This window comes from Halegenticoccus soli (assembly GCF_002844195.1).
Lineage (GTDB): Archaea > Halobacteriota > Halobacteria > Halobacteriales > Haloferacaceae > Halegenticoccus > Halegenticoccus soli.
Window position 1 is genome coordinate 59,804 of the sequence record NZ_PEND01000010.1, and the last position, 24,521, is coordinate 84,324.

General features: G+C 70.9%; 22 protein-coding genes and 1 tRNA gene. 11 read left to right on the top strand and 12 right to left on the bottom strand.

The annotated features are described in order from the left end of the window. Positions 1-225 precede the first annotated feature (225 nt). Positions 226-465, top strand: a complete 240-nt coding sequence (locus tag CNO20_RS21050) for a hypothetical protein (RefSeq protein WP_101298174.1) — start codon at positions 226-228, stop codon at positions 463-465. Here the strand turns inward: CNO20_RS21050 and CNO20_RS21055 are convergent. Beyond that, positions 451-1,686: a CobW family GTP-binding protein gene (locus CNO20_RS21055; RefSeq protein ID WP_101298175.1), complete on the bottom strand. Its 1,236-nt coding sequence runs from the start codon at positions 1,684-1,686 to the stop codon at positions 451-453. The two genes, CNO20_RS21050 and CNO20_RS21055, sit on opposite strands and share 15 nt — an antisense overlap. Before the next feature lie 142 nt (positions 1,687-1,828). Here CNO20_RS21055 and CNO20_RS21060 point away from each other — a divergent pair, with 142 nt between their 5' ends. After that, the gene (locus CNO20_RS21060) at positions 1,829-2,032 is read left to right on the top strand and encodes a hypothetical protein (protein WP_101298176.1); all 204 of its coding nucleotides are present in this window, start codon (positions 1,829-1,831) and stop codon (positions 2,030-2,032) included. A gap of 8 nt (positions 2,033-2,040) precedes the next feature. Continuing rightward, the gene (mobA, locus tag CNO20_RS21065; protein WP_101298177.1) at positions 2,041-2,661 is read left to right on the top strand and encodes a molybdenum cofactor guanylyltransferase; all 621 of its coding nucleotides are present in this window, start codon (positions 2,041-2,043) and stop codon (positions 2,659-2,661) included. 15 nt (positions 2,662-2,676) lie between these two features. Here mobA and yqeC read toward each other — a convergent pair whose 3' ends face one another. Next, on the bottom strand, positions 2,677-3,402 hold the full coding sequence (gene yqeC / locus CNO20_RS21070) for a selenium cofactor biosynthesis protein YqeC (protein ID WP_101298178.1): 726 nt from the start codon (positions 3,400-3,402) through the stop codon (positions 2,677-2,679). A gap of 105 nt (positions 3,403-3,507) precedes the next feature. Here yqeC and CNO20_RS21075 point away from each other — a divergent pair, with 105 nt between their 5' ends. Next, entirely contained in the window at positions 3,508-5,061 is a 1,554-nt protein-coding gene (locus CNO20_RS21075) for an NADH-ubiquinone oxidoreductase-F iron-sulfur binding region domain-containing protein (protein WP_101298179.1), read from the top strand. After that, positions 5,058-8,453 carry a formate dehydrogenase subunit alpha gene (gene fdhF / locus CNO20_RS21080; RefSeq protein WP_101298236.1) on the top strand — a complete coding sequence of 1,132 codons (3,396 nt, stop codon included), beginning with the start codon at positions 5,058-5,060 and terminating at the stop codon, positions 8,451-8,453. The genes CNO20_RS21075 and fdhF overlap by 4 nt, the downstream gene beginning before the upstream one ends. Here the strand turns inward: fdhF and CNO20_RS21085 are convergent, their stop codons facing one another. Then, positions 8,454-9,014, bottom strand: coding sequence for a DUF420 domain-containing protein (locus tag CNO20_RS21085; RefSeq protein WP_101298180.1), 561 nt, complete (start codon positions 9,012-9,014; stop codon positions 8,454-8,456). It lies immediately after the preceding gene. Positions 9,015-9,171: 157 nt separating this feature from the next. Between CNO20_RS21085 and CNO20_RS21090 the strand changes: the two genes are divergently transcribed. Continuing rightward, a tRNA-Leu gene (locus CNO20_RS21090) sits at positions 9,172-9,256 on the top strand. Between the two features lie 214 nt (positions 9,257-9,470). On the opposite strand, the gene CNO20_RS21095 is transcribed toward CNO20_RS21090, so the two are convergent. Continuing rightward, positions 9,471-10,136 carry a helix-turn-helix domain-containing protein gene (locus CNO20_RS21095; protein ID WP_101298181.1) on the bottom strand — a complete coding sequence of 222 codons (666 nt, stop codon included), beginning with the start codon at positions 10,134-10,136 and terminating at the stop codon, positions 9,471-9,473. A gap of 203 nt (positions 10,137-10,339) precedes the next feature. Beyond that, positions 10,340-10,546, bottom strand: a complete 207-nt coding sequence (locus tag CNO20_RS21100) for a hypothetical protein (RefSeq protein WP_101298182.1) — start codon at positions 10,544-10,546, stop codon at positions 10,340-10,342. A gap of 214 nt (positions 10,547-10,760) precedes the next feature. Between CNO20_RS21100 and CNO20_RS21105 the strand changes: the two genes are divergently transcribed. The 3 genes from CNO20_RS21105 to CNO20_RS21115 all read left to right on the top strand — a co-directional run bounded on the left by CNO20_RS21105 (position 10,761) and on the right by CNO20_RS21115 (position 13,809). Next, a complete protein-coding gene (locus tag CNO20_RS21105) occupies positions 10,761-11,282 on the top strand; it encodes a helix-turn-helix domain-containing protein (protein WP_101298183.1) in 522 nt (173 codons plus the stop codon). Positions 11,283-11,331: 49 nt separating this feature from the next. Next, on the top strand, positions 11,332-12,546 hold the full coding sequence (locus tag CNO20_RS21110; protein ID WP_101298184.1) for an alanine--tRNA ligase-related protein: 1,215 nt from the start codon (positions 11,332-11,334) through the stop codon (positions 12,544-12,546). Positions 12,547-12,660: 114 nt separating this feature from the next. Then, positions 12,661-13,809, top strand: coding sequence for an acyl-CoA dehydrogenase family protein (locus CNO20_RS21115; protein ID WP_101298185.1), 1,149 nt, complete (start codon positions 12,661-12,663; stop codon positions 13,807-13,809). Positions 13,810-13,893: 84 nt separating this feature from the next. Here the strand turns inward: CNO20_RS21115 and CNO20_RS21120 are convergent, their stop codons facing one another. Continuing rightward, complete coding sequence (locus tag CNO20_RS21120; protein WP_101298186.1) at positions 13,894-15,267, bottom strand: DolP-mannose mannosyltransferase; 1,374 nt, start codon at positions 15,265-15,267, stop codon at positions 13,894-13,896. Positions 15,268-15,385: 118 nt separating this feature from the next. Here CNO20_RS21120 and CNO20_RS21125 point away from each other — a divergent pair, with 118 nt between their 5' ends. Continuing rightward, positions 15,386-15,937: an HAD family hydrolase gene (locus CNO20_RS21125; RefSeq protein ID WP_101298237.1), complete on the top strand. Its 552-nt coding sequence runs from the start codon at positions 15,386-15,388 to the stop codon at positions 15,935-15,937. 85 nt (positions 15,938-16,022) lie between these two features. Here CNO20_RS21125 and CNO20_RS21130 read toward each other — a convergent pair whose 3' ends face one another. After that, the gene (locus CNO20_RS21130; RefSeq protein WP_101298187.1) at positions 16,023-16,331 is read right to left on the bottom strand and encodes a DUF5822 domain-containing protein; all 309 of its coding nucleotides are present in this window, start codon (positions 16,329-16,331) and stop codon (positions 16,023-16,025) included. A 130-nt stretch (positions 16,332-16,461) separates the two neighbouring features. On the opposite strand from CNO20_RS21130, the gene CNO20_RS21135 reads away from it, so the two are divergent. Beyond that, complete coding sequence (locus tag CNO20_RS21135) at positions 16,462-16,839, top strand: hypothetical protein (RefSeq protein WP_101298188.1); 378 nt, start codon at positions 16,462-16,464, stop codon at positions 16,837-16,839. A gap of 75 nt (positions 16,840-16,914) precedes the next feature. Here the strand turns inward: CNO20_RS21135 and CNO20_RS21140 are convergent, their stop codons facing one another. From CNO20_RS21140 to CNO20_RS21160, 5 genes are all read right to left on the bottom strand, one after another. Beyond that, positions 16,915-18,858 carry an IucA/IucC family protein gene (locus tag CNO20_RS21140; RefSeq protein ID WP_101298189.1) on the bottom strand — a complete coding sequence of 648 codons (1,944 nt, stop codon included), beginning with the start codon at positions 18,856-18,858 and terminating at the stop codon, positions 16,915-16,917. A 66-nt stretch (positions 18,859-18,924) separates the two neighbouring features. Continuing rightward, positions 18,925-20,391, bottom strand: a complete 1,467-nt coding sequence (locus tag CNO20_RS21145) for a lysine N(6)-hydroxylase/L-ornithine N(5)-oxygenase family protein (RefSeq protein WP_101298190.1) — start codon at positions 20,389-20,391, stop codon at positions 18,925-18,927. Then, positions 20,388-20,966 carry a GNAT family N-acetyltransferase gene (locus CNO20_RS21150; protein ID WP_233204276.1) on the bottom strand — a complete coding sequence of 193 codons (579 nt, stop codon included), beginning with the start codon at positions 20,964-20,966 and terminating at the stop codon, positions 20,388-20,390. The genes CNO20_RS21145 and CNO20_RS21150 overlap by 4 nt, the downstream gene beginning before the upstream one ends. A 203-nt stretch (positions 20,967-21,169) precedes the next feature. Further along, positions 21,170-23,017 carry an IucA/IucC family protein gene (locus CNO20_RS21155; protein WP_101298192.1) on the bottom strand — a complete coding sequence of 616 codons (1,848 nt, stop codon included), beginning with the start codon at positions 23,015-23,017 and terminating at the stop codon, positions 21,170-21,172. Beyond that, a complete protein-coding gene (locus tag CNO20_RS21160; RefSeq protein ID WP_101298238.1) occupies positions 23,014-24,483 on the bottom strand; it encodes a pyridoxal phosphate-dependent decarboxylase family protein in 1,470 nt (489 codons plus the stop codon). The genes CNO20_RS21155 and CNO20_RS21160 overlap by 4 nt, the downstream gene beginning before the upstream one ends. Positions 24,484-24,521 lie beyond the last annotated feature (38 nt).

Sequence of the window (24,521 nt, forward strand, 5' to 3'; positions counted from 1 at the left end):
CTTCTCGGGTTCCCGCGGACCGATCGGCCGGAGTGACAGGTTCGCGGCTCCGCCCGGTCGACGCGGCTGCGTTCGCCGGGGGAATCGCGGCGGTGAGGGTCGGCGACGAACCCGCAGCGTCGGGAGTCACCGACGGAACCGCGGCGGTGGCGGCCGTCGACAGATCCGCGGCGACGGTCGCCGACAGAACCGTTAACCGACGCGCGGGAGTACGTGGGGCGAAGGATGTGCCAGTACTGCAACTACAACATGCAGGGGTGGGACAGGCTGCTCGACTACGACGACGTGTACCAGCGGGCGGTGAACGCGGGGTCGAGCCGGTCGACGCACGGGTTCCACGAATCGTGGGACGAACTGCGCGAGCAGGTGTCCCCGGCCGACGCGGCCGCCGATGACGGGGACGGGGACGACGACGCGCGAAACGCCGATCCGAGCGCCCGCACCCCGGGCTCAGGGCGACGATAGCGGGAACGGGTCGGCCGTCGGGTCCCGCTCTCCCGCCCGCTCCGCGTCCGTCGCCAGACAGCCGTCCAGTTCCTCCGAGATCCGCTCCCGATCCATCGACTCGCGCCCGATGAACACGAGCCGCGTCGCGCGCTCGTCGCGATCGGGGTCCCACTCGCCGATTGGACCCGCCTGCACTGACGGCCCCGCCCGGCTGACGCCGACGACCTCCCGGTCGCGTCCGGCCACCCAGCAGAATCCCTTCGCCCGGATCACGTCTCCGTCCCACTCTCGCAGCCACGCGCCGAAGCGCTCCGGGTGGAACGGGCGCGTCCGCTCGTAGACGAACGACGCGACCGCGGGTTCGTCGTGGCCGTGGTGGCGGTCGTCGCCGTACTCGCCGCGGTCTCCGTGGCGGTGGCCGTCGTGATCCCCGCGGTCGTCGTGATCGCCGTGATCGTCGCGCTCTCCGCCGTCACGGCCGGCGGGTCGACCGTCGCGCTCGTCCGTTCGTCCCGCGAGGTGCCGCTTCCACCCCGCGGCCCGCCTCGCCGCCTCGAAGTCGAACCGCCCCGCGTCGAGGATGAGGTCGGGGTCGACCTCGGCGCGGACGGTGCGGACGATCTCGGCGCGGGGCTGGAGCGTCCCGACGACCTCCTCGACGTCGTCGAGCACGTCGTCGGGGACCGCGTCGCACTTGTTCACAAGCAGCACGTCGCAGAACTCGATGCCGTCGACGAGCACGTCGGCGAGCGGTCGGTCGGCGTCGCGCGCCGCCCCGGCGGGGAGCGACGCGCCGGCGTCGAACTCCTTCCAGAACCCGTAGGCGTCGAGCACGGTCACGGTCGTATCGAGCCGGTAGTACGCCGTCGGATCGACGTCGCTGTCGGCGTCGCCGCCGGCGAACAGGCGGGCGATCGGCATCGGCTCGCTGACGCCCGACGCCTCGACGAGCAGGACGTCGAAGTCGCGCGTCTCGGCCAGCCGCTCGACGGCGTCGAGCAGGTCCCCGCGGAGGCGGCAGCAGATGCACCCGTTCGAGAGATCGACGATCTCGTCGTCGGTCGAGCCGGCGAGCAACTCGGCGTCGACGTTCACCTCGCCGACGTCGTTGACGACGACGGCGACCCGTCTTCCTCCCGGGTTTCGGAGCACGTGATTCAGGAGCGTCGTCTTCCCCGCCCCGAGCGTGCCGCTTACGACCGTGACCGGAACGCGCGCGTTCGACGAATCGTGAGTCATGGTATCTCCGCTCTCGACTACGCGCCGCGATCGCTTAGTGGCCCGTTCGCGCGCCGACGAAATTCAGTCCGATCGGAGTACCGGACCCCGGGAGCGCCGCCCCGACGTAACAGTTTACCGGGGACCGACCCAACGCCCGGTCATGGCACCTACTCGGGTCGATTACGAATCGGATTCCCAGGCGTCCGGCGCGCCGGCGGATCGAGAGGCCGACGGGGCGTCCGGCTCCGTCCGGACGCGGACCGTCGTCGCCGTCGCGCTCCTCGCCGCGGCGCTGGCGGCGCTCTTCGCGTTCGTCCGGCGGATCCGACGGCGACCCCGCCTCGAACCGCCGTTCGCCCGGTGAGCCGAGGGATGCGAAGCGCCGTCGTCCTCGCGGGGGGGTACTCGACCCGGTTCGGCGAGGCGGACAAGGCGGTCGCCCCGCTCGCCGGCACGCCGATGATCCGGCGCGTCGCCGACCGCCTCTCGTCCGCGACCGATCGGCTCGTGGTCAACTGCCGCCGCGAGCAGGAGGCGCGGCTCGCGGACGCGCTCGCCGGGTATCCGAACCCGGTGACGTTCGCCCTCGACCCCGAACCCGACCGCGGGCCGACCGCGGGAATCCGGACCGGCCTGCGCGCCGTCGACGCGGAGTACGCCTTCGTCGTCGCCTGCGACATGCCCTTCGTCGACCCGGACCTCGTCGACTACCTCTTCGAGCGCGCGGCGGGTCGGGACGCCGCGGTGCCGCGGATCGGCGACGGCTGGTTCCAGACGACGCACGCGGTCTACCGCGCGCGGGCGATGGCGGACGCCTGCGACGCGGCGCTCGCGCGCGGCGAGTCGAAGGTCGTCGCGCCGCTTTTCGACCTCGACTACGTCGTCGTCGAGGAGGAAGAGGTGCGCGAGCGCGCGTCGCTCGACGTGTTCGAGAACGTCAACACCCGCGAGGAGCTCCGGGAGGCGGAGGCGCGCCTCTCGTCCGAGCGTTAGTCGGCCTCTCGCGTCTCACTCGACCACCTCGACGAGCGGGTCGTCGCTCGCAAAGCGCGTCAGCGCGACGCGGGCGACCCGCGGGTGGTCTGCGACCTCCCGGGCGATCTCCCGGGCGACGTCGCGGAGGTCGTCGGTGTCGACCTTGTTCAGCACCGGAACGACCGTCGCGTCCGCGGGCGCGCCCTTCAGCGCCCCGCGCTCGCTCGCGAGCACCGCCGCCACGTCCGCCGGTCGGATCGTCTCTCCGGGCGCCAGTCCCGTGATCTCGGAGACGCGCTCGACGCGGTGGACGCGCACGTCGGAGAGCGGCTCTCCGACGGCGTGCACGCTCGCGACCGGCAGCACCGTCTCCGCCGACGCGGGCACCCGCGGCTCCCGATCGCCCGGCGCTTTGAACTCGCGCATCCGCGCGCCGTCGGCCTTGACGAGCACCGCGTCCGCGAAGTCGGTCGCCGCGAGATCGGCGACGGTTTGCGGGTCGTAGCCGAGGTAGCGATCGTCGCGTTCTCGCGCGGGCACGACGCCGACGGGCCACCGGTCGGCCGCTTCGACGGCCGCGACCGGGTCGTCTGCGACGATCATCTCCGCGACATGCGGGTCGAAGATCGGGATTCGGACCGTGGCCGTGACGACCGCCCGATCGAGCCGCGCCGCGAGCGCGTAGAGTGCGGACTTCTTCCCGCCCGCTCCGACGACGCAGACCAGCCCCTGCGCTCCGAGCGCCTCGACGAGGTTCATGCGCCTCTCCACGGACCGAGCCGGTAAAACGGATCGGGTGGCCGACCCGGACCGGCGTGCTATCGCGTGCCAAAACTTTTGCCCGCGTGGATCGATCCACGATCGATGGACAGTTCGGACATCGACTCCGACGGACCCGTCGCGCGCGTCTGCGTCGGCTCGGGGACGCCGACGGCGAGAGGCGTTCTGTCGGCCGCTCGCGCCGCCGCGTCCTCGGTTCCGGTCGTCGCCGTCGGATCGGCCGGCGCGGCCGGGCTCGATCCGCTCGTCCTCCTGACCCGCGACGGAACCACCGCCTTCCACGCCGCGCCCTCGCCCGAGCGGGCGGCCGCGCTGGTTTCCGACCTCGAAGACGGGGGCGTTCCCGCGGAGGGGGCGGACGCCGTCGTCGCTCACGCGCCGGACGCGGCGACGCTCCCCCGTCCCGAGACGGGGCCGCTCGCCGTCGGTCGGCGGCGGGTTCTCGGGCCGTGCGGCTGGGCGGATCCGACCAATTCCGGAGCGCTCGCCGACGGTTCCGCGGCCCTGATCGCCGACCGGGAGGGGGACGACGCCCTCGATCGGCTGTCGGCGGCCGGCCTCCTCGGAAGAGGGCGCGGGGACGGGAGCACCGACGAGCCAGTGGCGGACCAGTGGAAGCTGGCGCGCGAGGCCGGCGGCGACCCCGTGGTCGTCGTCAACGCCCACGAGGCCGACCCGAGCGCCGCGGGAGACGGAACGCTGCTCGAAGGCGCGACGGCGCGCGTCCTCGACGGCGCGCTCGCGGTTCGAGCGCTCGTCGGCGCGACCGACGTCGTCGTCTACCTGAACGAGGCGGACGACCTCGCCCGCGAGCGCGTCGGGGAGACCGTCGACTCCGCCGTCGCCGCCGGCGCGGTCGACGCCGACGAGATCGACGTCGTCGCCGGTCCCGACCGCGACATCGCGGGCGAGATGACGATGGCGCTCGAATCGATGGAGGGCAACGACCGGCTGGAGGCCCGCCTGCGCCCGCCGCGGCCGAGCGAGTACGGGCTGTACGGCCGGCCGACGATCATCCACACGCCGCGGACGCTCGCCCAGGTCCGCGCGGCGCTCGTCGACCCGGACCACCTCGATCCCGACGACGCGGACCCGGGCACGCGGCTGGTGACGGTCGCCGGCGACGTGGGCGCCCCCGCGACGGTCGAACTGTCGACCGGCGAGCGCCTGGGGAACGCCCTCGACGCGGTCGACCGCGGCGGGTTCAAGTTCGCGAGCGTCGGCGGCCGGTTCGGCGGACTCACCCGCGCGCTCGACCTCCCCGCGAGCGCGCCGGCGCTCGCGGCGTCGGGGCTCGGCACGAACGGCGTCGTCGAGGTGTTCGGCCGCGACCGCTGCGTCGTCGCGCTCGTCGGGGCGCGGGCGCGCTTCGCGAGCGAGGAGAACTGCGGCCGGTGCGTCCCCTGTCGCGAGGGATCGAAGCAGTTGACGAACCTGCTTCGGGGGGTGTACGACGGCGACTACGAAGCCGGGAGGCTTCGAGAACTCGCGCGGGCGATGCGCGAGACGAGCGTCTGCGAGTTCGGCATCGAGGCCCAGCGGCCGGTCGCGACCGCCGTGGACGAGTTCGGCGGCGAGTTCCGCGCCCACGCGGACGGTCGCTGTCCGAGCGGCGAGTGTACGACGAGACGATCATGAGCACCGAAGACACCACACCGGACGCGAACGACGGCGCAGACTCCGCCCCCGGCTCGCTCCCCCGCGTGCCGGCGGTCGAGAACCCGCGGCACGAGACGCCGCTGACGGAAAATTTCACCCCGGGGACGGCGAACGATCCGCCCGTCGAAGCCGGGATCGGTGCGGGCGGAGGTGACGGAGCCGGGGCCGGAACCGCGGAGATGGTGACGCTCACGGTCGACGGCCGGACCGTCGCGGTGCGTTCGGGGACCACGATCCTCGACGCGCTCGTCGCCGCCGACGCGACGGACGGCGTTCCCGCGCTCTGTTACTACGACCGCGCCTACGAGGACAGTAAGGGCGAATCGGCATCGGCCGCCGATGAGATCAGAGAGGACGAGTCGGCGACGGCCGCCGACGAGATCGGCCCGCGGAGCGAGTGCCGGACGTGCGTGGTCGAGACGGAGGAGCACGGCGTCGTCCCGTCGTGCAGCCACCCGGTCGAGGACGGCATGACGGTCCGGACCGACGCCGACGCGGCGGCGGAGGCGCGCGACGTGAACCTCGATCTCGTCCTGTCGAACCACAACCTCCGGTGTACGACCTGCGGGAAGAACGGCCGCTGCGAGCTGCAGGACGCCGCCATCGAGAACGACGTGACGCACCCGCGGTACGGCGTCCTCGACGACCGCGACGCGTACGAACCGCTCGACGCCACCTCGCCGTTCATCCAGATCGACCGCAACAAGTGCATCCTCTGCAACCGCTGCGTCGAGGCCTGCAACGACGTGCAGGTAGAGGGCGTCCTCCGGATCGAGGGGTCCGGCCCCGACACGCGCATCGGATTCCAGTCCGAGGCCGAGACGATGGCCGACTCCGAGTGCGTCTCCTGCGGCCACTGCGCGACGGTCTGCCCGACCGGCTCGCTCGTCGAGACGGGCCTCGCGGACGCGACGACGCTCCCGATCCCGGGGTTCAACCAGAAGAACTCCGTCGGGAAGGTCATCGAGGCGTCGGAGGCGAGGAACGGCGGCCCGTCGCGCGGACTCGGCGGCGAGAAGGAGGAAACGCGACGCGCGACCCGAGACGGCGTGGACGACCTCGGCGTCGGGCGCGCCGACGCCGAGACATCCGGCGTCGCGCGGTTCATGGCCCGCGCGAGGCGGCGGGCGCGGGAGGCGGCGACCGAGGCCGGGAAGCGAGCGTTCCTCGCCGGGGAGCACGCGGCCGAGGGCATCGCAGCGAAGACGATGCCCGAGGGCGTGCTGTTCGACGTCGCCAAGGGCGTCGGCGACTACCGCCTCGGCAGGATCGAGAAGACGGAGACGACCTGCGGGTACTGCGCGGTCGGCTGTCGGTTCGAGCTGTACTCGACCGACGACGAGGTGCTCGGCGTCCGCCCCACGGACGCGGCGTCGGCGCCGATGAACGACTTCTCGACCTGCGTGAAGGGGAAGTTCGGCTACGAGTTCGTGAGCCACGAGGGGCGGCTGACGACGCCCCTCGTCAGGGACGAGGGGGACGGCGAGTTCCGCGAGGCGACGTGGGACGAGGCGCTCGATCGGGTGGTCGAGGGGCTGACGGCGGTCCGCGACGAGGTCGGGCCGGACGCGGTCGCCTGCTTCGCCTCCTCGAAGTGCACGAACGAGGACAACTACCTGATGCAGAAGTTCGCGCGGACGGCGCTCGGCACGAAGAACATCGACAACTGCGCGCGGCTGTGTCACTCCTCGACCGTGGCGGCGCTCCTGCAGACCGTCGGCTACGGGGCGATGTCGAACAGCGGCGACGACGTGGCCAACGCCGACTGCTACCTCATCACCGGGTCGAACACGACCGAGAGCCACCCGGTGTTGGCGACGCGCATCAAGCGGAACGTGCGCGACGGCGCGGACCTCGTCGTCTTCGACCCGCGGAAGGTCGGGATCGCCGAGCACGCCGACCAGTACGTGCGAACGAAGCCCGGGTTCGACGTGGCGTGGATCAACGGCATGATCCGCCACGTCGTCGAAAACGACCTCCACGACGCCGAGTTCGTCGAGGAGCGGACGAAGCACTTCGACGAGCTGGTCGAGAAGGTCGAACCGTTCACGCCCGAGGAGGTGGAGCGCCTGACCGGCGTCGCGCCCGACGATCTCGTCCGGGCGGCCGAGACGATCGCCGCGGCCGACTCCTGCGTCTTCGGGTGGGCGATGGGGATGACCCAGCACTCCCACGGGACGCAGAACGTCCTCGCGCTCGCGAACCTCGCGCTCGTCACCGGCAACGTCGGCGAGCCGAACGCCGGCCTCTCGCCGTTCCGCGGCCACAACAACGTGCAGGGCGGCGGCGGCGACATGGGGACGCTCCCGAACAAGCTGCCCGGCTACCAGGACGTGACCGACCCGGACGTCCTCGACGCGTTCGAGCGCGGGTGGGGGGTCCGCCCGCCGGAGGAGGTCGGGCTGAAGGTGCCGGAGACGTTCGTCGAGGCGCTCGCGGGCAATCTCAAGGCGATGTACGTCATGGGCGAGAACCCGGCCCTGTCGGAGCCGGACATCACCCACGCGGAGGAGGCCCTGGAGGCGCTCGACTTCCTCGTCGTACAGGACGTCTTCATGACGGAGACGGCCGAGTACGCCGACGTGGTCCTTCCGGCGGCGACGTTCGCCGAGAAGGACGGCACGTTCACGAACACCGAGCGCAGGGTCCAACTGGTTCAAAAGGCGCTGGAGCCGCCGGGCGAGGCGCGGCAGGACTGGGAGATCCTCCAGGCGCTCGCCCGGCGCATGGGCCGCGACTGGGACTACGATTCGCCGGCCGCGATCATGGACGAGATCTCGACCATCGCGCCGATCTACGGCGGCATCAGCCACGACCGGCTGAGAGAGGAGGGCGGACTCCAGTGGCCCTGCCCCGACGAGGACCACCCGGGAACGCGGTTCCTCTACGAGGACGAGTTCAACTTCCCCGACGGGAGAGCGCGGTTCGTCCCGGCGGACATGGGCGAGCCCGGCGAACTCCCCGACGAGGAGTACCCGCTGACGCTCACGACGGGCAGGGTCCTCTACCACTGGCACACGGGGACGCTCACCCGGCGGATGGAGGGCATGCTCTCGCACGTCGGCGAGAGCTTCGTCGAGATCCACCCGGCGACGGCCGACCGGCTCGGCGTCGAAGACGGCGGGTACGTCAGCGTGGAGTCCAAGCGCGGGAGCATCACCGCGAAGGCGCAGGTGACGGAGCGCCCCGGCGAGGGCGTGGTGTTCATCCCGATGCACTTCGCCGAGGGCGCGGTGAACACGCTCACGCAGGAGGACGCGTTCGACCCGACGAGCGGCATCCCGGAGTACAAGGTGGCGAGCGTTCGGGTGACGCCGGCGGGTTCGGACCCGGGCGCCGACGCCGGATCGAGGGCGACGGGGGACGACTGATCAGTACGCCACGTACAGCAGCACGTACACGACGTTCCCCAGAACGAACGAGAGCAGCCACAGCGAGGCGGCGACGCGGCCCACCGTCCGGTGGCGGGTGTCGTATATCTCCGAGACGGGTCGCGTGAGCGCGAGCAGGACGACGTAGTAGAGCAGCGGGATGCAGACGACGGCGAGGAGAATATGCACCGCCAGCGTCGGGAGGTAGACGAACCGGTACACCGCCTCCGGGCCGGGAAACTCCGCCGGTCCTTCGAGGATCACCTTGTAGAGGTACAGGACGAGGAAGGCGGCGAACAGGCCGAGCGAGGCGATCATCAGGCGGCGGTGGCGGCGGACGTTTCCGCGGCGGATGGACAGCCAGCCGGCCGCGATGGTGACCACGGCCGCGGCGCTGACGACGGCGTTGACGTGCGGGATGGCGTCGAGGACGGCGTCCGACGCGCGGGGGAAGGCGGTCTGCGGGATCGCTCCGAGTGCGGCCCCGAAGACGAGCGCGAGCGACACGGCCGTCAGGAGGGCGGTCAGCGCGGGAACGTGATTCCGTACCCGAAGTTCCATGGGGGCACTCGGTACGCGGTGGCCAAAGCCGTTCGGACTGCGGCCGGGGTCCGCCGCAGTGGGAACGCCCGGCACGGCTCGGACAAAGAGAAGGGCTTTTAACGGACCGTGGTCAATCGAAGGATGCGCGTCAGCGCGAGACCGAAAGACGCAGCGAGCGTGGGTAGCCAAGCCAGGCCAACGGCGCAGCGTTGAGGGCGCTGTCCTGTAGAGGTCCGCCGGTTCAAATCCGGTCCCACGCATCGCATGCCCGAACGAACGTGAGGGCGTAGATGCGGGTGCTACCCCCTCAGGGACACAGCACCCACGCACAATCCTTCCGAAACCGACGCCCGAGAGAGGAGTCTCCGCCGGGTCATCCTCTTTCGGATCTCGGTCGTCCCCTCGTGCCCCGGAACGAGTCGACGCGCCCGCTCGGCGCGTCCGGCGCTGATCAGGGATCGTCCGAGCGCGGCGTCACTCGCCCGACTCCGCGGAATCGCCGTCCAGAACGTTCTCGAGGACGGTCGCCTCAGCGCGGCGGAGGCGCTCGGAGAGCGCCTGACTCGAAACGTCGAAGTCGTCGGCGAGCTCCGTCAAGGTCGTCCGGCGGGGGACGTCGAAGTACCCCCGCTCGAACGCGACCGCGAGCGCTTCGTACTGCTCCGCGGAGAGGTCCGCGCTCCGGCCGCGGCCGTCGCTTTCGGAGTAGATGGACCGGAGGTGGACGGGGGTCTCCCGTTCGCGTAACTGGTCGTAGACGCGCGAGATCGCGGCTTTGTCGAGCGCTCGCATGCAGAGTTCCCACCCGGCGGCGGTGATCGTCCCCCGGACGAGGATCGTGTCGTGGTCGTAAAACAGGGTCGAAAAGAGGGATTCGAGCTCGTCGTCCGCGAGGGAGACTCGGTAAAGCCGATCCGAGTCGATCGTCGCGATCGGCGAGACCCGGCTGACCGTCGGATCGGCTTCGGCGTCCGATTCGAACCGGTCGAACTCGTCTCCGGTCGCCCAGACGAGGAGTTTGGCGCTCTTCTCTCCGACGAACGGGAACTGGCCGGGCTCGACGGTCAGATCCATGTCCGGAACGGCGTCTAGCGCCCGCCGGAGTACCGTGGATTTGATCGAGAGTGTGGCGGTGATCATTGCGGTGAATCGTCTTGTCGCTGATAGTGTGGTGGCGCGTCGAGCGTTTACTCGGACCGTAGGAAAGATGCGCACGCGCTCGGAATTAACAGTTTCCACTCATCGCGTAAACGGTAATCGGAATTCGCGGGCGAACGGCGGTCGACGCGTCCGACCCTTCGACGCGCGGTTACGCGGTCCCCGGGACGCCTTCGCGGCGCGTTCTACGGTTCCCGCTCCGGTCCGTTCGCTCGGTCATCGATCAGTTCGACCTCGACGAAGTGATCGTCCCCGCGCTCGTCCTCGTGTTCCATCCCGCGTTCGAGGGCGGGGCGCACGCCGTCGACGACCTCCGCGTACGAACACGCCACGCAGTCCAACCGATACGAGGGCACGCTCTCGGACGCGTCGCCCTCCGGCGATACGCGCATCTCTCGCGGTTTCGGCCCAGAAGTCATCGCCCGAATTAGAGCGGCGACTCCCTCTATACGCCGGGTTGATAATTCAACCCTTTTTACGGTCAGCGCCCGCCGCCGCCTTCGATCGAGGTCGCAGATGGAATACTCGGACGCGAGACGGGGTGCGGCGTCGGCGCGCTCGCTCCCCCGACCGCGGGTTTAAAACCGTAGCGACGGTACTCCGGGCATGGCCAAGTACTCGACGGGACGCGGAGGTGGCGGCGACGACGGCGACAGCTGCGAACTCTGCGGCAAGCGGAGCGGGCGGCTCCGTCGGGCGAACGTCGCCGGCGCGAACCTCCTCGTGTGCCCCGACTGCGCCCCGCACGGCGAAAACCGCGCGAGGGATCGAAAGCGGGAGGAGTCGAACCGGAGCCGCGACGAGAGCGAGCCGAGCCGGAAGAAGCGCGCCGCACAGCGGGCCGCCCGGATGTACGACGCGCGGAAGGGCGATCCGACCCGCTGGGAGGAGAAGGGGACGAACTACGAGGAGGACCGCCTGCCGTACCTCGTCTCGGGTTACGGGAGCCTCGTCGAACGAACGCGGCAGGAGGAGGGGCTGACCGTCGAAGAGCTGGCGGCGGAACTCGACGTCGACGAGGACGACCTGCTCGCGGTCGAGCAGGGGCGGGCGACGCGCGCGGGAGTCGGCGGCTCGGTCGTCCGAAAGCTGGAGGACCGGCTCGACCTGCGGCTGACCGAGGGATGAGGTAGCACGCTTCGCACGATTTTTCTCCCTCGGGCGTCTGCACGCGCCCATGGTAGCACAACGCGCGGCCGCCGAGCCGGACGTTCGGACGTTCGACGCCGAGGTTCGCTCGGTCGACGGGGCGGAGGTGACGCTGGACCGGACGTACTTCTACGCCGAGAGCGGCGGTCAGCCCGCCGACCGGGGAACCGTGTCCGGGATCCCGGTCGACGGCGTTCGGACGGCGGGCGACGGAACCGTCGTCCACGTGCTCGCCGAGCAGCCGGCGTTCGGCGCGGGCGACGAGGTGACGTGCGTCGTCGACGACGCGTTCCGCACCTACTGCATGCGGGCGCACACCGCGAGCCACGTGCTCTACGGCGCGGGCAGGCGGCTGCTCGACGATCTCGGGTACGGCGGCTTCGACATCGGCCCCGAGAAGGTGCGCGTCGACTTCCGGACGACAACCGACGTCGACGACGGCGTGCTCGTCGAACTCGAACGCCTGACGAACCGGGCGGTCTGGGACTCCCGCGCGGTTTCGTGGGAGGAGGTGCCGGCCGAGGAGGCGCGCGAGCGCGAGGAGGTGGCGTTCAACACGAAGACCGAGGAGGGCGTCTTCGCCGACTCGGACCGCGTGCGCGTCGTCACCGTCGGCGGGGCGGACGGCGACGCGGAGCCGTGGGACGTGGCCGCCTGCGGCGGGACGCACGTCTCGAACACCGAGGAGATCGGCCCCGTCGAGGTGCTCGACCGCTCGAATCCGGGGGAGGGCCTCACGCGGATCGAGTTCGCGGTCGGCCCGGCGGCGATCGATCGCAGGGCGGAGGTGCGGACGGCGGCGTTCGAGACGGCCCGGACGCTCGGAACCGGCGTGGACGACATGGCCGAGCTCGCCGCGACCCTGCGGGACGAGAAGGCCGAGCTGGAGTCGGAGCTCCGGGAACTGAAAGCCGAGGTGCTCGACGCTCGCCTCGCGGCGTTCCGGACCGCGGAGCGGGACGGGGCGACCTGGCGCGTCGGGAGCGTGGACGGCTTCGGGCCGAACGAGGTGGGCGAGCGACTGAAGGAGCGCGCGGGGGACCTCGGCGACGTGCTTGTCGCGGTCGGCGAACAGGGGTCGACGTTCGTCGCGGTGGCCTCGACCGGCGAGGTGGCGGCCGGAGACGTGGTCGGACGGGTGACGGACGAGTTCGGCGGCGGCGGGGGCGGCGGACCGACGTTCGCTCAGGGCGGCGGCCTGTCCGCGGATCCGGCGGAGGTCGTCGAGTTCCTCCGCGGGTGATCGCCCTCCCTGCCGACTCGGCTCTCCCCGATTCCGGGGATATCTCCGTGCTACCCCGGGGCACGGATCGAACCGATCAATCATCTTTTTCCACGAGGGACCGAATCCACCAGTATGGCACTGGCAGACGCCGGCTCGGCGCTCACGGGCGAGCAGCGAGCCATCCGCGACGTGGTCCGGGAGTTCGCGATCGAGGAGATCCGACCGGGGGCGCGGGAGGCCGACGAACGCGAGGCGTTCCCGGAGGACGTGTGGGACGGCCTCGCGGACCTCGACCTGACCGGCCTCACCGTCCCCGAGGAGTACGGCGGCTTCGACGCCGACCGCACCACCTACAGCCTCGTCAACGAGGAGGTCGCCTACGGCCAGCTCGCGGTCGCGACGGCCCTCTCCGTGCACTGTCTGGCCACCTCCTGCATCGCCACCTTCGCCTCCGACGAGCTGAAAGCGGAGTGGCTGCCGAGGATGGCCGAGGGTCGACCGGTCGGGATGTTCGCGCTCTCCGAGCCGCAGGCCGGATCGAACCCGGCGGAGATGGAGACGGTCGCCCGCCGCGAGGGCGACGAGTACGTGATCGACGGCAAGAAGCAGTGGATCACGAACGGCGAGCGCGGCGGCGTCTGCATCCTCTTCGCCAAGACCGACCCGGACGACCCCGGTTCCATCACCCAGTTCCTCGTCCCGAAGGACGCGGACGGGCTGGAGGTCGGCAAGAAGGAGCACAAGCTCGGCCTGCGGGCGTCGGACACGACGGCGCTCGTCTTCGACGGCGTTCGCGTCCCCGCGGAGAACAGGCTCACCGAGGAGGGGCGCGGCCTCTCCGCCGCGTTCGAGATCCTCACCGGCGGGCGCATCGGCATCGCCTCGCAGGCGGTCGGCGTGGCGCAGGCGGCCTTCGACGAGGCCCGCGAGTACGCGCGAGAGCGCGAGCAGTTCGACCGGCCGATCGCCGACATCCAGGCCGTCCGCCACAAGTTCGCCGAGATGGGGACCAGACTCCAGGCGTCCCGGCTGCTCGTCCGCGAGGCCGCGCGGCTGGACGACGCCGGCGAGGATCCGCGGATCGCCGCGTCGATGGCGAAGTACTTCGCCAGCGAGGCCGCGGTCGACGTCTGCAACGAGGCGGTGCAGATCCACGGCGGCTACGGCTACGTGAGCGAGTTCGACGTGGAACGGTTCTACCGCGACGCGAAGATCACGACCATCTACGAGGGGACGACCGAGATCCAAAAGAAGATCATCGCGCGCGGCCTGCTGGGCTGATAGGGATTATCGTAGCCAGCCGGCGGTTTCGAAGCCCGTCCCTGGGTGGCGTCTCTCGCTTCTTCGTCGATAATCTATGAACTCCTACGATAACCCTATGAGAACCCCGAATTCTCCGATCGACGGCGGGCCCTTGCCGGGCCACTCCCCGCACCGCGCGTCGCGGAAGTCGCCCCCCGTCTCGTGCACCCAGACGCGCTCCTTCTCGCTGAGCCGGTAGTGACACGTGTCGGGCTTCCGCTTCTCCCAGTAGACGGTTCGAACGTCCGGGACGCCGGACGGGCGATCGGGAACGTGGCCGAAGTCTGCCACGTCGTGCCGCTCACGCGCGTTCTCCAGCTCCGCTCGCAGCGGCGGATCGGGGGCGAGATCCCACGCGGGGCCCGACACCACGAGCAGCCCGAGAACGCAGAGCAGGGCGACCCGCCGGGTCGGGCGGAGGGACGCGACGAGCGAGCCGACGCCGAGCGCGAGAAACGGCAGCCACAGAATCATGTCCAGCGACCCTTCCAGATCCACGAACAGCGCGACGGACCCGTACAGCGCGCCTCCGACGGGAACCCACCACGCGCTCGCCGACGACCCGCCGTCGGCCGCGACCGCGGCGCCGACGCGGCGGTCGTTCGGGCGGAACCAGCCGTAGACGGCGACGGGGATCACGACGGTTCCGTAGCCGAGTTCGAGGGCGATATCGAGGACGCGACCCGGCAGCGTGTACCGTCGCGCGGTGGCCGCCGGCGCGAGCACCGTCTCGACGAAGAGCGGCACGAGGGCGTCGGCGAGGGCGAACGGCAGCACGACCGCGACGGCGACGAGCAGTCCCCCGCCGACCGCTCGAACGACCCCTCCGCGACCGGTCCAACTGGCCGCGATAGCGACGACGAGCGCGGCGATCCCCGCCCCTTGCTGGTGAAACCCGGCCCCGAGCGCGGCGGCGGCGCCGCTCGGGGCCGGTCGGTCTCGGACCGCGAGAAAGAGGCTCCAGACGCCGAAGCAGAGCGCGAGGTACTTCGGCCGGATCCCGAAGGGCGGGAACCCGTAGGTCGCCGGCACGACCAGGATGGTCAATCCGGCGGCGAACGCGGCCGCCCCGTCGCCGGTCAGGTCGTGGGCGAGCCGCCCGACGAGCGCGACGCTCGCGAGCACCGCGGCCGCCGCGACGAGGACGCTCAGCGCGTGTAGGACGAGCACGTCGCCGCCGGCGGCGACGGCCAGCGCCGCCGTCACGGCGTACACGAGCGGCGGCTTCAGGTCCCAGAAGTCGACGTACGGCACCGCGCCCCGCGAGACGTACCACCCGCCGTGCTGGAACATCGCCGAGTCCGGCGAGACCAGCCACGGCCCGGCCGCGACGGCGACGGCGGTCGAAACCGCGAGCAGCGACGCTGTGATCGACGCGAGTAGCGCCGACCATCGTCGTTCGAGCAGGCCGCTGGGTGGTGGGCGGCTGTCCGACATCTGCGGGGACCGTTACGGACACTAGCGACGCCGAGACACTTAGGCGGTGAGTCGGCGCGCGTCGCGTCGCCGGATCGAAGCCGTCTTCTCCCGCCGGCGCGCACGTGTCGGCGTGAGCGTGAGTGAAGGGCTCGCCGACTACGACGCGATCGTGTACGACCTCGACGGGACGCTCGTCGACCTCGTCGTGAACTGGGGCGAGGTCGCCGACGACGCGGCCGCGGTGTTCGAGGACGCGGGGATCGACGCCGACGGACGCGACCTCTGGGGGATGCTCGATCTGGCCGACGAGCACGGCCTCCGCGGGGAACTGGAGTCTGTCATCGCCGAACACGAGCGGAGCGGGGCGCAGCTCTCGGAGCTCCTCGCGCTGGCGGAGGACGTGGCCGACCACGCCGTCCCCGTCGGCGTCTGCTCGCTCAACTGCGAGGCGGCGGTCCGCGCGGCGCTCGACGCGCACTCGCTGGCAGAGCACGTCGACGCCGTCGTCGGCCGCGACACGGTGGCGACGCGCAAGCCCGACCCCGAACCGCTGCTCGCCACCCTCCGCGAGCTGGGCGTCGAACCGGACCGCGCGCTGTTCGTCGGCGACTCCCGCCGCGACGAACGCACCGCCGAGCGGGCGGGCGTCGACTTCCGGTACGTCGACGGCGGCCCGTCCGGGCACTGAGACGGCCGTTCGGGGCACTAAGCCGGCCGTCCAGTTCTGATCCGATACTGACAGCGAAACTCCGACGAAAACGGTTCTCCGCGGCTCAGTCGTCCCCCGCCTCGTCGGCGCGCTCCGTCCCCCCCTCGTCCGGTTCGATCTCGTCCGGATCCGACCCGCCGTCGCCGGCGTTCGTCCGGCGGGCGTAGAGGTAGACGGCGACCGCGGTGACCATCCAGACGACCGCGCCCACGCGGACCGCGAAGGAGACCCGCGACTCCCACGTCGGGAGGGACGCGCCCGTCGAGAGGGCCGCGACGATCGGCGCGCCGACCAGGATCGTGACCACGAAGGTGACCTGCATCACCCAGCCGTAGTCGATTCCTTCGGGGTTCGAGCGCTCGACGGGCTGCACATCCCTCCCCTGCGGAGCCAGGGGCTAATGCCTGCCGGTTTCCGCGGGCGGCGCGCGCTCCGAACCCGCCTCCGCCGGGGGCGGCGGACCCGCGGCCGGTCTTATGTTCGTCCGTCGCCTCCGAGCGCTCATGGACGGAGAACTCGCGTTCGACGAACTCGCCGAGATGGCGTTCGCGGCGGACCCGGCCGTCAGGTGGGTCGCGGTCGGCCGCGCGGGCGACGAGCCGCGGTCGGCGTACCGGCCGGGCGTCGAACCGGCGAACCCCGACGCGAGCGACGAAGCGGAGGAGCGGATCGTAAACCCGGCGATCCTGACGCTCGCGGAGGGCAGAGGCGAGTGGGACGTCGGGGGCGTCGAGTACGTGATCGTCGCCTACGGGGCGGTGACGCAGGTCGTGCTCCGGCTCCCCGAGGGACGACACCTGTCCGTCTCGCTGGAGAAGACCGCGGACGCGTGTCGGATCGCCGAACGCCTCGTCGATCGGCTCGCGGAGCGCCCCGCGTAGCCGACGGGCCCCGCGCCGCACGCGCGCCCCGTCACGCGCCCCCTCGAGGGATCCGAGGCGGTGACCGGCGAGCCGTCAGTCGTCGGCCTCGACGTCGGCCGCCTCGGGAGACTCCGCCGAACCGTCGGCGTCGGTCGAGCCAGCCGCCACCTCGTGCAGCGCGTTGCGGACGGTCCCGTGTTCGGAGGCGTGGGGTCGCCCCTCGGCGTCGCCGTAGCCGTAGTCGACCATCCGGTTGCGGTTCAGACAGAGCTTCGTGAACTCCGGCCGGAGCAGGTCGAACAGCTCGAACCGCTCCTCCAGTTCCGGGAAGCGCTCCTGGTAGTCGAGCACCGCCTCGCGGACCTGGGCCCAGAACGCCTCCTCGGGGTAGCCCCGGTGCTCGGAGAGGGCGTTCGAGACGTACCGGTAGACGCAGACGAAGAGGCCGGTGAAGATGAACTGACACAGCCCCTCCGGCGGTTCCGTCCGGAGCACGTCCCGCAAGTCGCCGGGGAGCCGTTCGAGTTCGGGCAGGGGCTGGTCGCTCACGTTCACGTCGTCGACGAAGTCCTTCACGCCGAGCCGCGTCGGGACGTTCTCCCCGTCGAGGATCACGATCGTGTTCTCGCCGTGCGGTGAGAACACCGTCCCGTAGCGGTAGAGGTAGTGGAGCAGCGGCGGGAGCATCGTCGCGAACAGCTCGTCGAGCCACGCCTCCAGATCGAGCGGCGAGCGTTCGACCAGTTGGGCGATCACGGGATCTCCGTCCGCGCCGTCGACGTGCATCAGCGCGGACAGCGTGATCGCGCGCTCGTCCTCGCGGATCAGCCCCTCGACGCTCTCGCGCCAGATGCACCCCAGTAGCTCGTCGTACTGGTACGGATTATCCTCCAGCTGGTCGAACTCGGGGTGGTCGTAGTTCAGGCCGGCAACCTCCCCCGGCAGGACGAGTTCGCACTCGTCGCGGAGGAACGGGTCGTCGTCGCGGATCCGCTTCACGTACTCGGTGACGAGCGGCGCGGCCTCCGTGCGCTCGCCCGGCAGCCCGCGCCAGACCAGCGTGTTCAGGATGCGGAGCGGGAGCTTGACGTTGTGCTTCGTCGGATCGTCGACGTTGAGGAACGTCCGGACCGACTGGGCCGGCAGGTACCGATCCTCGCCGGGGCCGAGCGGGACGATGGCGTCCTCCGCGAGCTCCTTGCTGTAGAGCTGCACCACGGTGTTGTCCCACTGCCACTCGTGGACCGGGAGCAGGTGGTAGTCGTCCGGGTCCAGCCCGCGGTCGGCTAGCTCGTCCCTGAACGCGTCGTACCGCTCGCCGAGTTCGTCCCGGAGCAGCTCCTCGGGCGAGAGCCCGTCCACGGCGGCGAACGTCGCGCGGTCCTCGCGGACGGCGAGCCAGTGGAGCCGCACGGGCTCTTTCATCTCGGGCGCGTAGGAGGCGTAGTCATCGTAGCCGAAGCCGATGCGGCCCTTGTTGTAGGTGATCCACGGGTGGCCGGTCATCTCGCCCTCCAGTTCGGCGTAGCCCATCGAGGCGAGGTCGCGGCCCGCCTCGCCCTGCCGCGCCCGGATGTGCGCGTCGGCGAGCAGCGTGTTCCGGTACTCGCGGATCAGGTGGCCGGCGGTCAGCTCGTCGGTGCCGATGTGCTCCCGGGCGTCGAGCAGGAACTGGACCGGATCGGTCGCGTCGGTCCACTCGCCCTCGCCGTCTCCGGTCCCGGTCTGGTCACCCCCGGTTCCGTCCCGGTCCGCGACCCGCTTTTCGACGGAGCCCTCGTCGATCAGGTAGCTGTCCATCAGCCGCTCCTCGGCGACGAACCGGTACGCGACGTCGCCGAGATCGAGCTCGTATCGGGTGCTGCCGTCTACCTCGCCGACGGGTTCGGCGTCGACCAGGTCCTCGTACATGAACTCCGCGAGCATCTTCTCCAGCAGCTCGCGCTCGGCCGCGGTCCAGTTTTCGTCGTCCAGTGCGTTCCGAAGCGTGTCGTCCGTCAGCGTGTCGTCCATCGTTGTCGTGGTCGTGTCTCGCATCGTGGGGTTCGTTTCGCGGGCGATTCGGTCGGAGGGACGATCCAGCCGATTTCCGGGGCCTCACGCTCAGTCGTCGAGTTGCGCCGGGGGTTCGGTCGGTTCGGTCGGCAGCAGCTCGCTCGCCGGCGACTTCTCGACGAACCGCTCGGCGCTGAAGTCCTGGAAAACCGTGTCGCGGTCGACGGGGTACGGCGACTCGTCGACCAGCTGGTCGAGGATGACCGCGTTGCGGTAACAGCCGAGCCCGAGGTCCGGCGCGCCGACCCCGTGGGTGTGCACCTCCGCGTTCTGGACGAAGAGTCGGCCGTCGAGTCCGTCGGTTTCGAGGCCGTAGCCCTCCTTCACGCGGAACCGACCGCGCTCGTCGCGGCGGATGTTCGGTTCGAGCGACGAGAGGAACGCCGGCGTCGGGCGGTGATACCCGGTGCCGAGGATCACCACGTCGCTCTCGTGGGCGAACCGCGTTCCCTCCTGCCACTGCTCGCAGCGCAGGCGGTACCGGCCGTCGGCCGTCGGCTCGATCCCCTCGACCTCCGTCATCGCGATCATCCCGACGGCCGGGTCGGCGTCGCCGATCGAGCGCTCGTACAGCGCCTCGTAGATCTCGTCGCTCGTGTCGGGGTCGATCCCCTTGTAGAGGAGGTCCTGCTCCGGCAGCAGGTCGTCGCACACCGGCTGCGGCAGATCGTAGAAGTACCGCGAGTACTCGGGCGTGAAGTGCTGGAGCCCGAGCTTCGAGTACTCCATCGGGAAGAACCCGTCCGACCGGGTGATCCAGTCGAGGCGGTAGCCGCGGTCCGGCTGGCGCTCCAGCAGGTCCTGGAACACCTCGGCCGCGCTCTGGCCGGAGCCGACGACGGTGATCCCGTCGGCGTCGAGCGCTCGATCGCGCCGGCGCACGTACGAGGCGGTGTGGAACACGTCCTCGTCCGGGAGGCCGGCGAACGCCTCGGGGACGTACGGCCGGCTCCCGACGCCGACCACGAGGTCCCGCGCGAGGTACGTGCGCCGCTCGCCCGTCTCGGGGTCCGCGGCGACGACCTCGAACGGGCCGTCCGCGCCGCCCCGAACGTCGACCACGTGGCGGCTGAACCGACAGGCGGGGAGCCGGTCCGCGACCCACTTGCAGTACTCGTTGTACTCCCGCCGCGGGATGTGGAACCGCTCGTAGAAGTAGAACTCGTAGATGCGGTCCGTCTCCCGGAGGTAGTTGAGGTAGCTGTAGGGGTTCGACGGGTCGGCGAGCGTCACAAGGTCCGCGGTGAAGGGGACTTCGAGCGTCACGCCCTCGATGAGCATCCCCTCGTGCCAGGCGAACTCGGGCTTCTGTTCGAGGAACACCGCGTCGAGGTCGTCGATCGGATCCGCGAGTGCCGCGAGCCCGAGGTTGAACGGCCCGAGGCCGACGCCGAGCACGTCGTGTACGCGGTCGGCGTCGTGACCTTCGGCGGCTCGGGCGTCCGCGCCGTTGCCGTCTTCGACGCCGGAACCTTCGACGCCCTCGGCGGCCGCACCGTCGTCCGGCGGGCTCATCGGCCGAGCACCTCCGACTCGAAGCGCTCGCGCGAGCACGTCATCAGCAGCGCCGTCTTGTCCTCCGCCGGGAACTCGAACTCCCGGACGGGCTCGTAGCCGCACGCCTCGAACACGCGGATCGCCTTCTCGTTGCGCGCGTCGGGCTCGGTGACGACGCGGTCGGTCTCCGGGTGGCGGAACATGAGCTCCGTCATCGATCGGAGCAGCGGCGTCGCGTACCCCCGACCGAGGTACTCGGGCGCGCCGATGAGCAGGTGGATCCCCTGGTCGGTCGGCTCCGCGTCGTAGTGGTCCGCGAGCGGGTCGTCGGCCGCCCAGTACCGCTCCCAGTAGCTCATCGGGACGTGGTCCAGACAGCCGACGTAGGGCGTCAGGTGATCGTCGGCGAGCTTCTCCGCGAGCTTCTCCTGAAAGACCGGAAGGGGGTGGTTCAACCGCCAGTACGGCAGGACGTGCTCCTCGTTCAGCCAGCAGTGGAGCCGGCCGAGGTCGGCGGCCACGGTCGCCGGCCTGAAGGAGACCGTCCGGTCGATCTCCGGGTCGTACCGCTGGTAATCGTACGGCGCGGTCACGGTCGCCGCCGGGTCGGGGGCGACCGCGGCGCTCGTCGCGCGGTTGTTCGCGTCGGTACCTCTCACGTCGGCGGTCGTCGCCGACTCGTCGTCGCTCACCTCGTCGGTGGTCGTCGCCGACTCGTCGTTGCTCACCTCGTCGGCGCTTCCGGCCGACTCGTCAGCGCTCACCTCGTCGGCGTGCACCGCCGATTCGTCGTCGTTCATCGCCGTGTCACCTCCAGTTCGGTCACGAGCGGGTTCGGAATCTCGGTGTAGACGGACTGCTCTTCGAGCGACCCGACGAGTTCGTCCATGTCGCGGAAGCGCGTCCGCAGGTTCGCCTTGCACGGGAGCCGCCTCGCCGACAGCAGGCTCTCTATGAGCTCCGAGGAGTCGCGGTCGAACTCCCGCAGCGAGCGAAGCTCCTCCCGCAGGATCGCGAGCAGGTCGCGCTCGTCGACGAGCCCGGCGACGCCGAGGGCGTTGACGACGCCGAAGACGTTGTTGAGCACGACGTAGTAGCGGATCCGCTCGTCGGCGACGGCGTCCGGACAGATCGTGTCCGCCCGCTCTCCCACGCCGGGCAGGATCGCGTCGATCTCGTCGTAGGTCGACTCGCAGAAGTAGTACCCCTGGTTGTCGCGGTAGTAGAACTCCGCGGGGTAGCCCTCCTCCAGCCGGAGGACGCTGTTCTGCTGGTGCGCCTCGACGCCGACGCCCCGCGTCAGGTAGAGCCACAGCACGGGGCGCAGGGAGATCCGCAGGTACCGCCGGAACCAGTCGCGGGCGACGGCGTCGGTCGATCGCCCCTCGCGCTCGGCGAGCGTCTCGACGATCCGCGCCAGCCGGGAGGGGCCGTCGATCCCGTCCTGACAGAGCCCGACCACGGGCGTCGCGTTCGCGGCGTCCAGCCCGCGGAACGGGTTCTCGCGGAGGACGACCTCGAAGCCCGACTCCGGTCCCTCCGGTCCCCCTCCGTCGTCCCGGTACGCGTCCAGGTCGAGCGTGAGGTACGCGGGGTCGCGGATCACGTCGAACGACGGGAACCGGTCGCGGAGCTCGTCGCCGAGTTCGGTCGCCAGCAGCTCGGCGACGGCGACGCCGCGATCCAGCTCCGGGAGCTTGTTCGTCCGCTCGGAGTTCGTGATCTTGACGGCGAGCGACCCCTTGTGCATGAACGACGACTCGGGGCTGTACACCGTCCGGACGGACGTCGTCGGGTAGTACTCGCGGCCGACCCGTCCCAGCGGTTCGAGCACGCCGCCGGAGACCGCGGCGCGGACGTGCGGCTGGTCGAGTAGGTACTCGGCCTGCCAGGGGTGGACGGGAAGGAGCGCGTCGTCGCTCTCGACGTGCGCTTCAAGGAACGACTCCGGGACGGCGTCGTCCGCGCGCAGCTCCGATTCGATCCACTCGACCGCCGATTCCTCGCGGGCCGATCCGCTCTCGACGAGGTCCGGGTCGGCGCGGAAGTAGTACAGCGGGAACGACCCCCGGAGCTCGGGGGCGTAGGTCGACGCGTCGCGACGCGCGATCCCCTCGCGGCTCTTCGGCGTCGGGTGGAGCAGGTGGCCGTACACCAGCGACTGCTCCGCGTCGCGGAACGACGTCTCGAAGCCGTAGAGCCGCTCGGCGTCGTCCGAGCGCGCCGCGACGAACCGCTCGACGTTGCGCTCGCTTTCGAGCACCCGGCGGAGGAGCTCCGAGAGGTTCCCCTCGCCCTCGTCCTCGCCGCCCGCCGCGAGCGAGAGCTCCTTGCCGAGCAGGGCGGCGAGGGTGGCGGCGTCCGCCGGCACCGGCGCACCGTCTCCGGAACGGTAGCGCACCGGCAGGTCGAACAGGTGTCGCCCGGTCGGCGACTCGTACCGGATGGGGGCGAACAGGGCGATGCCCTGCGCTTCGAGCTCGCAGACGACCGCGCGATCGGCGTCAGTTTCGACCGGCGTCCGCGAGGCCCGGACGACCTCGTAGTCCCCCGTCTCCCGGAGGTAGCAGTTCAGGAAGGCGTGGACCGTCGCCGACTCGGCGTGCTCGGCGGGGGTCGCACAGCCGTCGCCGACCGACGTCATTCGCCCACCTCCGATTCGATGGCCGCGCCGTACTGCTTGACGCTCAGGAGCACGTCGGCGACGTCGTCGACCGTCGTCTGCGGGTTTAGGAGGGTGAACTTCAGACAGGCGTCGCTTTCGACCTCGGCGTCGCCGTCGCGCCCCGTCCGCTCGACTTCGGTTCGGGCGACGACCGCCATCCCGCGCTCCAGGAGAAGGTCGCGGATCTCGCGGTTGAGCCGATCCGCCCACTCGCCGTCGTCGAGTTCGGGGTGGCTCCGGAACGGCTCGTACCGGAACACCACCGCGTTCAGCGTCGGCTCGTTCACGAGTTCGAACGCCGGGTCGCGGTCGATCAGCTCCGCGACGTCGTCCGCGAGGTCGAGGGTGTACTCGACGAGCTCCGCGACTCCGTCCCGCCCGAGCGCCCGGAACGTCAGGAAGGGCTTGAGCGCGTCGAACCGGCGGGTCGTCTGGACGGACTTGGAAACCAGGTTCGGCACGCCGGCGGTCTCGTCCTCCTCGGGGTTGAGGTACGACGCGTTCCGGTCGATGTACCGGTAGTTCGCCCCGTCTCGGAGCAGGAACGCGCCGCAGCTGATCGGCTGGTAGAACAGCTTGTGGAAGTCGACGGCGATCGAGTCGGCGCGCTCGATCCCCGCGAGCGTCCCCCGGTGCTCGTCGCTCAGGGCGAGCGCGCCGCCGTAGGCGGCGTCGACGTGGAACCACAGGTCGTGCGCCTCGGCGCGGTCCGCGAGCGCCGAGAGCGGGTCGACGCTCCCGAAGTCGGTCGTCCCGGCGGTTCCGACGAGCGCGAACGGGCGCAACTCCTCCTCGCGCAGGCGGGCGATCGACCGGTCCAGCGCCGCGGGATCCATCCGGAAGTCGTCGTCCGTCGGGACCGCCACGACGGCGTCCTCGCCGAGGCCGAGCTGCGCCGCGGCCTGCTTGGCGGTGAAGTGGCCGACCTCCGAGCAGAGGACGCGGAGCGAGTCGGCTTCCGGCGGCAGGCCCTCGTCCTGCACCCATCGGTCCCACGTCTCGTGGACGCGGCGGTCTCGGGCCAGGAGGAGGCCCATCAGGTTCGACTGCGTCCCGCCGCTCGTGAACACGCCGTCCGCCGCCCCGTCGTACCCGAAGAGCTCGCACAGCTCCCCGACGAGCGCCTCCTCGACGACCGTCGCCGCGGGGCTCTGGTCCCACGAGTCGAGCGACTGGTTCGCGGCCGAGAGCAGCGTCTCGGCCACCAGCCCGGGCACGAGCGGCGGACACTGGAGGTGCGCCACGCACCGCGGGTCGGAGACGATCGCCGAGTGCGCGAGGACGTGCTCTGCGACCCAGTCGATCGCGGCGTCGAGGCCGACCCCGCGGTCCGGGATGGCCTCCACGTCCGTCAGCTCCTCGGCGAGCTCCTCGTAGGTGCGACCCGAGTACGGCGCGGCGGAGCCGGCGACCGACGAACAGACCGCGTCGACCGTGCGGTCCATCGCCTCCTCGTAGGTCGCGGAACCGGCGGCGCTCCAGA

Coding starts and splice junctions, on each gene's coding strand:
- CNO20_RS21050 (WP_101298174.1), top strand. CDS start 226: ATGTGCCAGTACTGCAACTACAACATGCAGGGGTGGGACAGGCTGCTC.
- CNO20_RS21055 (WP_101298175.1), bottom strand. CDS start 1,686: ATGACTCACGATTCGTCGAACGCGCGCGTTCCGGTCACGGTCGTAAGC.
- CNO20_RS21060 (WP_101298176.1), top strand. CDS start 1,829: ATGGCACCTACTCGGGTCGATTACGAATCGGATTCCCAGGCGTCCGGC.
- mobA (WP_101298177.1), top strand. CDS start 2,041: ATGCGAAGCGCCGTCGTCCTCGCGGGGGGGTACTCGACCCGGTTCGGC.
- yqeC (WP_101298178.1), bottom strand. CDS start 3,402: ATGAACCTCGTCGAGGCGCTCGGAGCGCAGGGGCTGGTCTGCGTCGTC.
- CNO20_RS21075 (WP_101298179.1), top strand. CDS start 3,508: ATGGACAGTTCGGACATCGACTCCGACGGACCCGTCGCGCGCGTCTGC.
- fdhF (WP_101298236.1), top strand. CDS start 5,058: ATGAGCACCGAAGACACCACACCGGACGCGAACGACGGCGCAGACTCC.
- CNO20_RS21085 (WP_101298180.1), bottom strand. CDS start 9,014: ATGGAACTTCGGGTACGGAATCACGTTCCCGCGCTGACCGCCCTCCTG.
- CNO20_RS21095 (WP_101298181.1), bottom strand. CDS start 10,136: ATGATCACCGCCACACTCTCGATCAAATCCACGGTACTCCGGCGGGCG.
- CNO20_RS21100 (WP_101298182.1), bottom strand. CDS start 10,546: ATGCGCGTATCGCCGGAGGGCGACGCGTCCGAGAGCGTGCCCTCGTAT.
- CNO20_RS21105 (WP_101298183.1), top strand. CDS start 10,761: ATGGCCAAGTACTCGACGGGACGCGGAGGTGGCGGCGACGACGGCGAC.
- CNO20_RS21110 (WP_101298184.1), top strand. CDS start 11,332: ATGGTAGCACAACGCGCGGCCGCCGAGCCGGACGTTCGGACGTTCGAC.
- CNO20_RS21115 (WP_101298185.1), top strand. CDS start 12,661: ATGGCACTGGCAGACGCCGGCTCGGCGCTCACGGGCGAGCAGCGAGCC.
- CNO20_RS21120 (WP_101298186.1), bottom strand. CDS start 15,267: ATGTCGGACAGCCGCCCACCACCCAGCGGCCTGCTCGAACGACGATGG.
- CNO20_RS21135 (WP_101298188.1), top strand. CDS start 16,462: ATGGACGGAGAACTCGCGTTCGACGAACTCGCCGAGATGGCGTTCGCG.
- CNO20_RS21140 (WP_101298189.1), bottom strand. CDS start 18,858: ATGCGAGACACGACCACGACAACGATGGACGACACGCTGACGGACGAC.
- CNO20_RS21145 (WP_101298190.1), bottom strand. CDS start 20,391: ATGAGCCCGCCGGACGACGGTGCGGCCGCCGAGGGCGTCGAAGGTTCC.
- CNO20_RS21155 (WP_101298192.1), bottom strand. CDS start 23,017: ATGACGTCGGTCGGCGACGGCTGTGCGACCCCCGCCGAGCACGCCGAG.
- CNO20_RS21160 (WP_101298238.1), bottom strand. CDS start 24,483: ATGGACCGCACGGTCGACGCGGTCTGTTCGTCGGTCGCCGGCTCCGCC.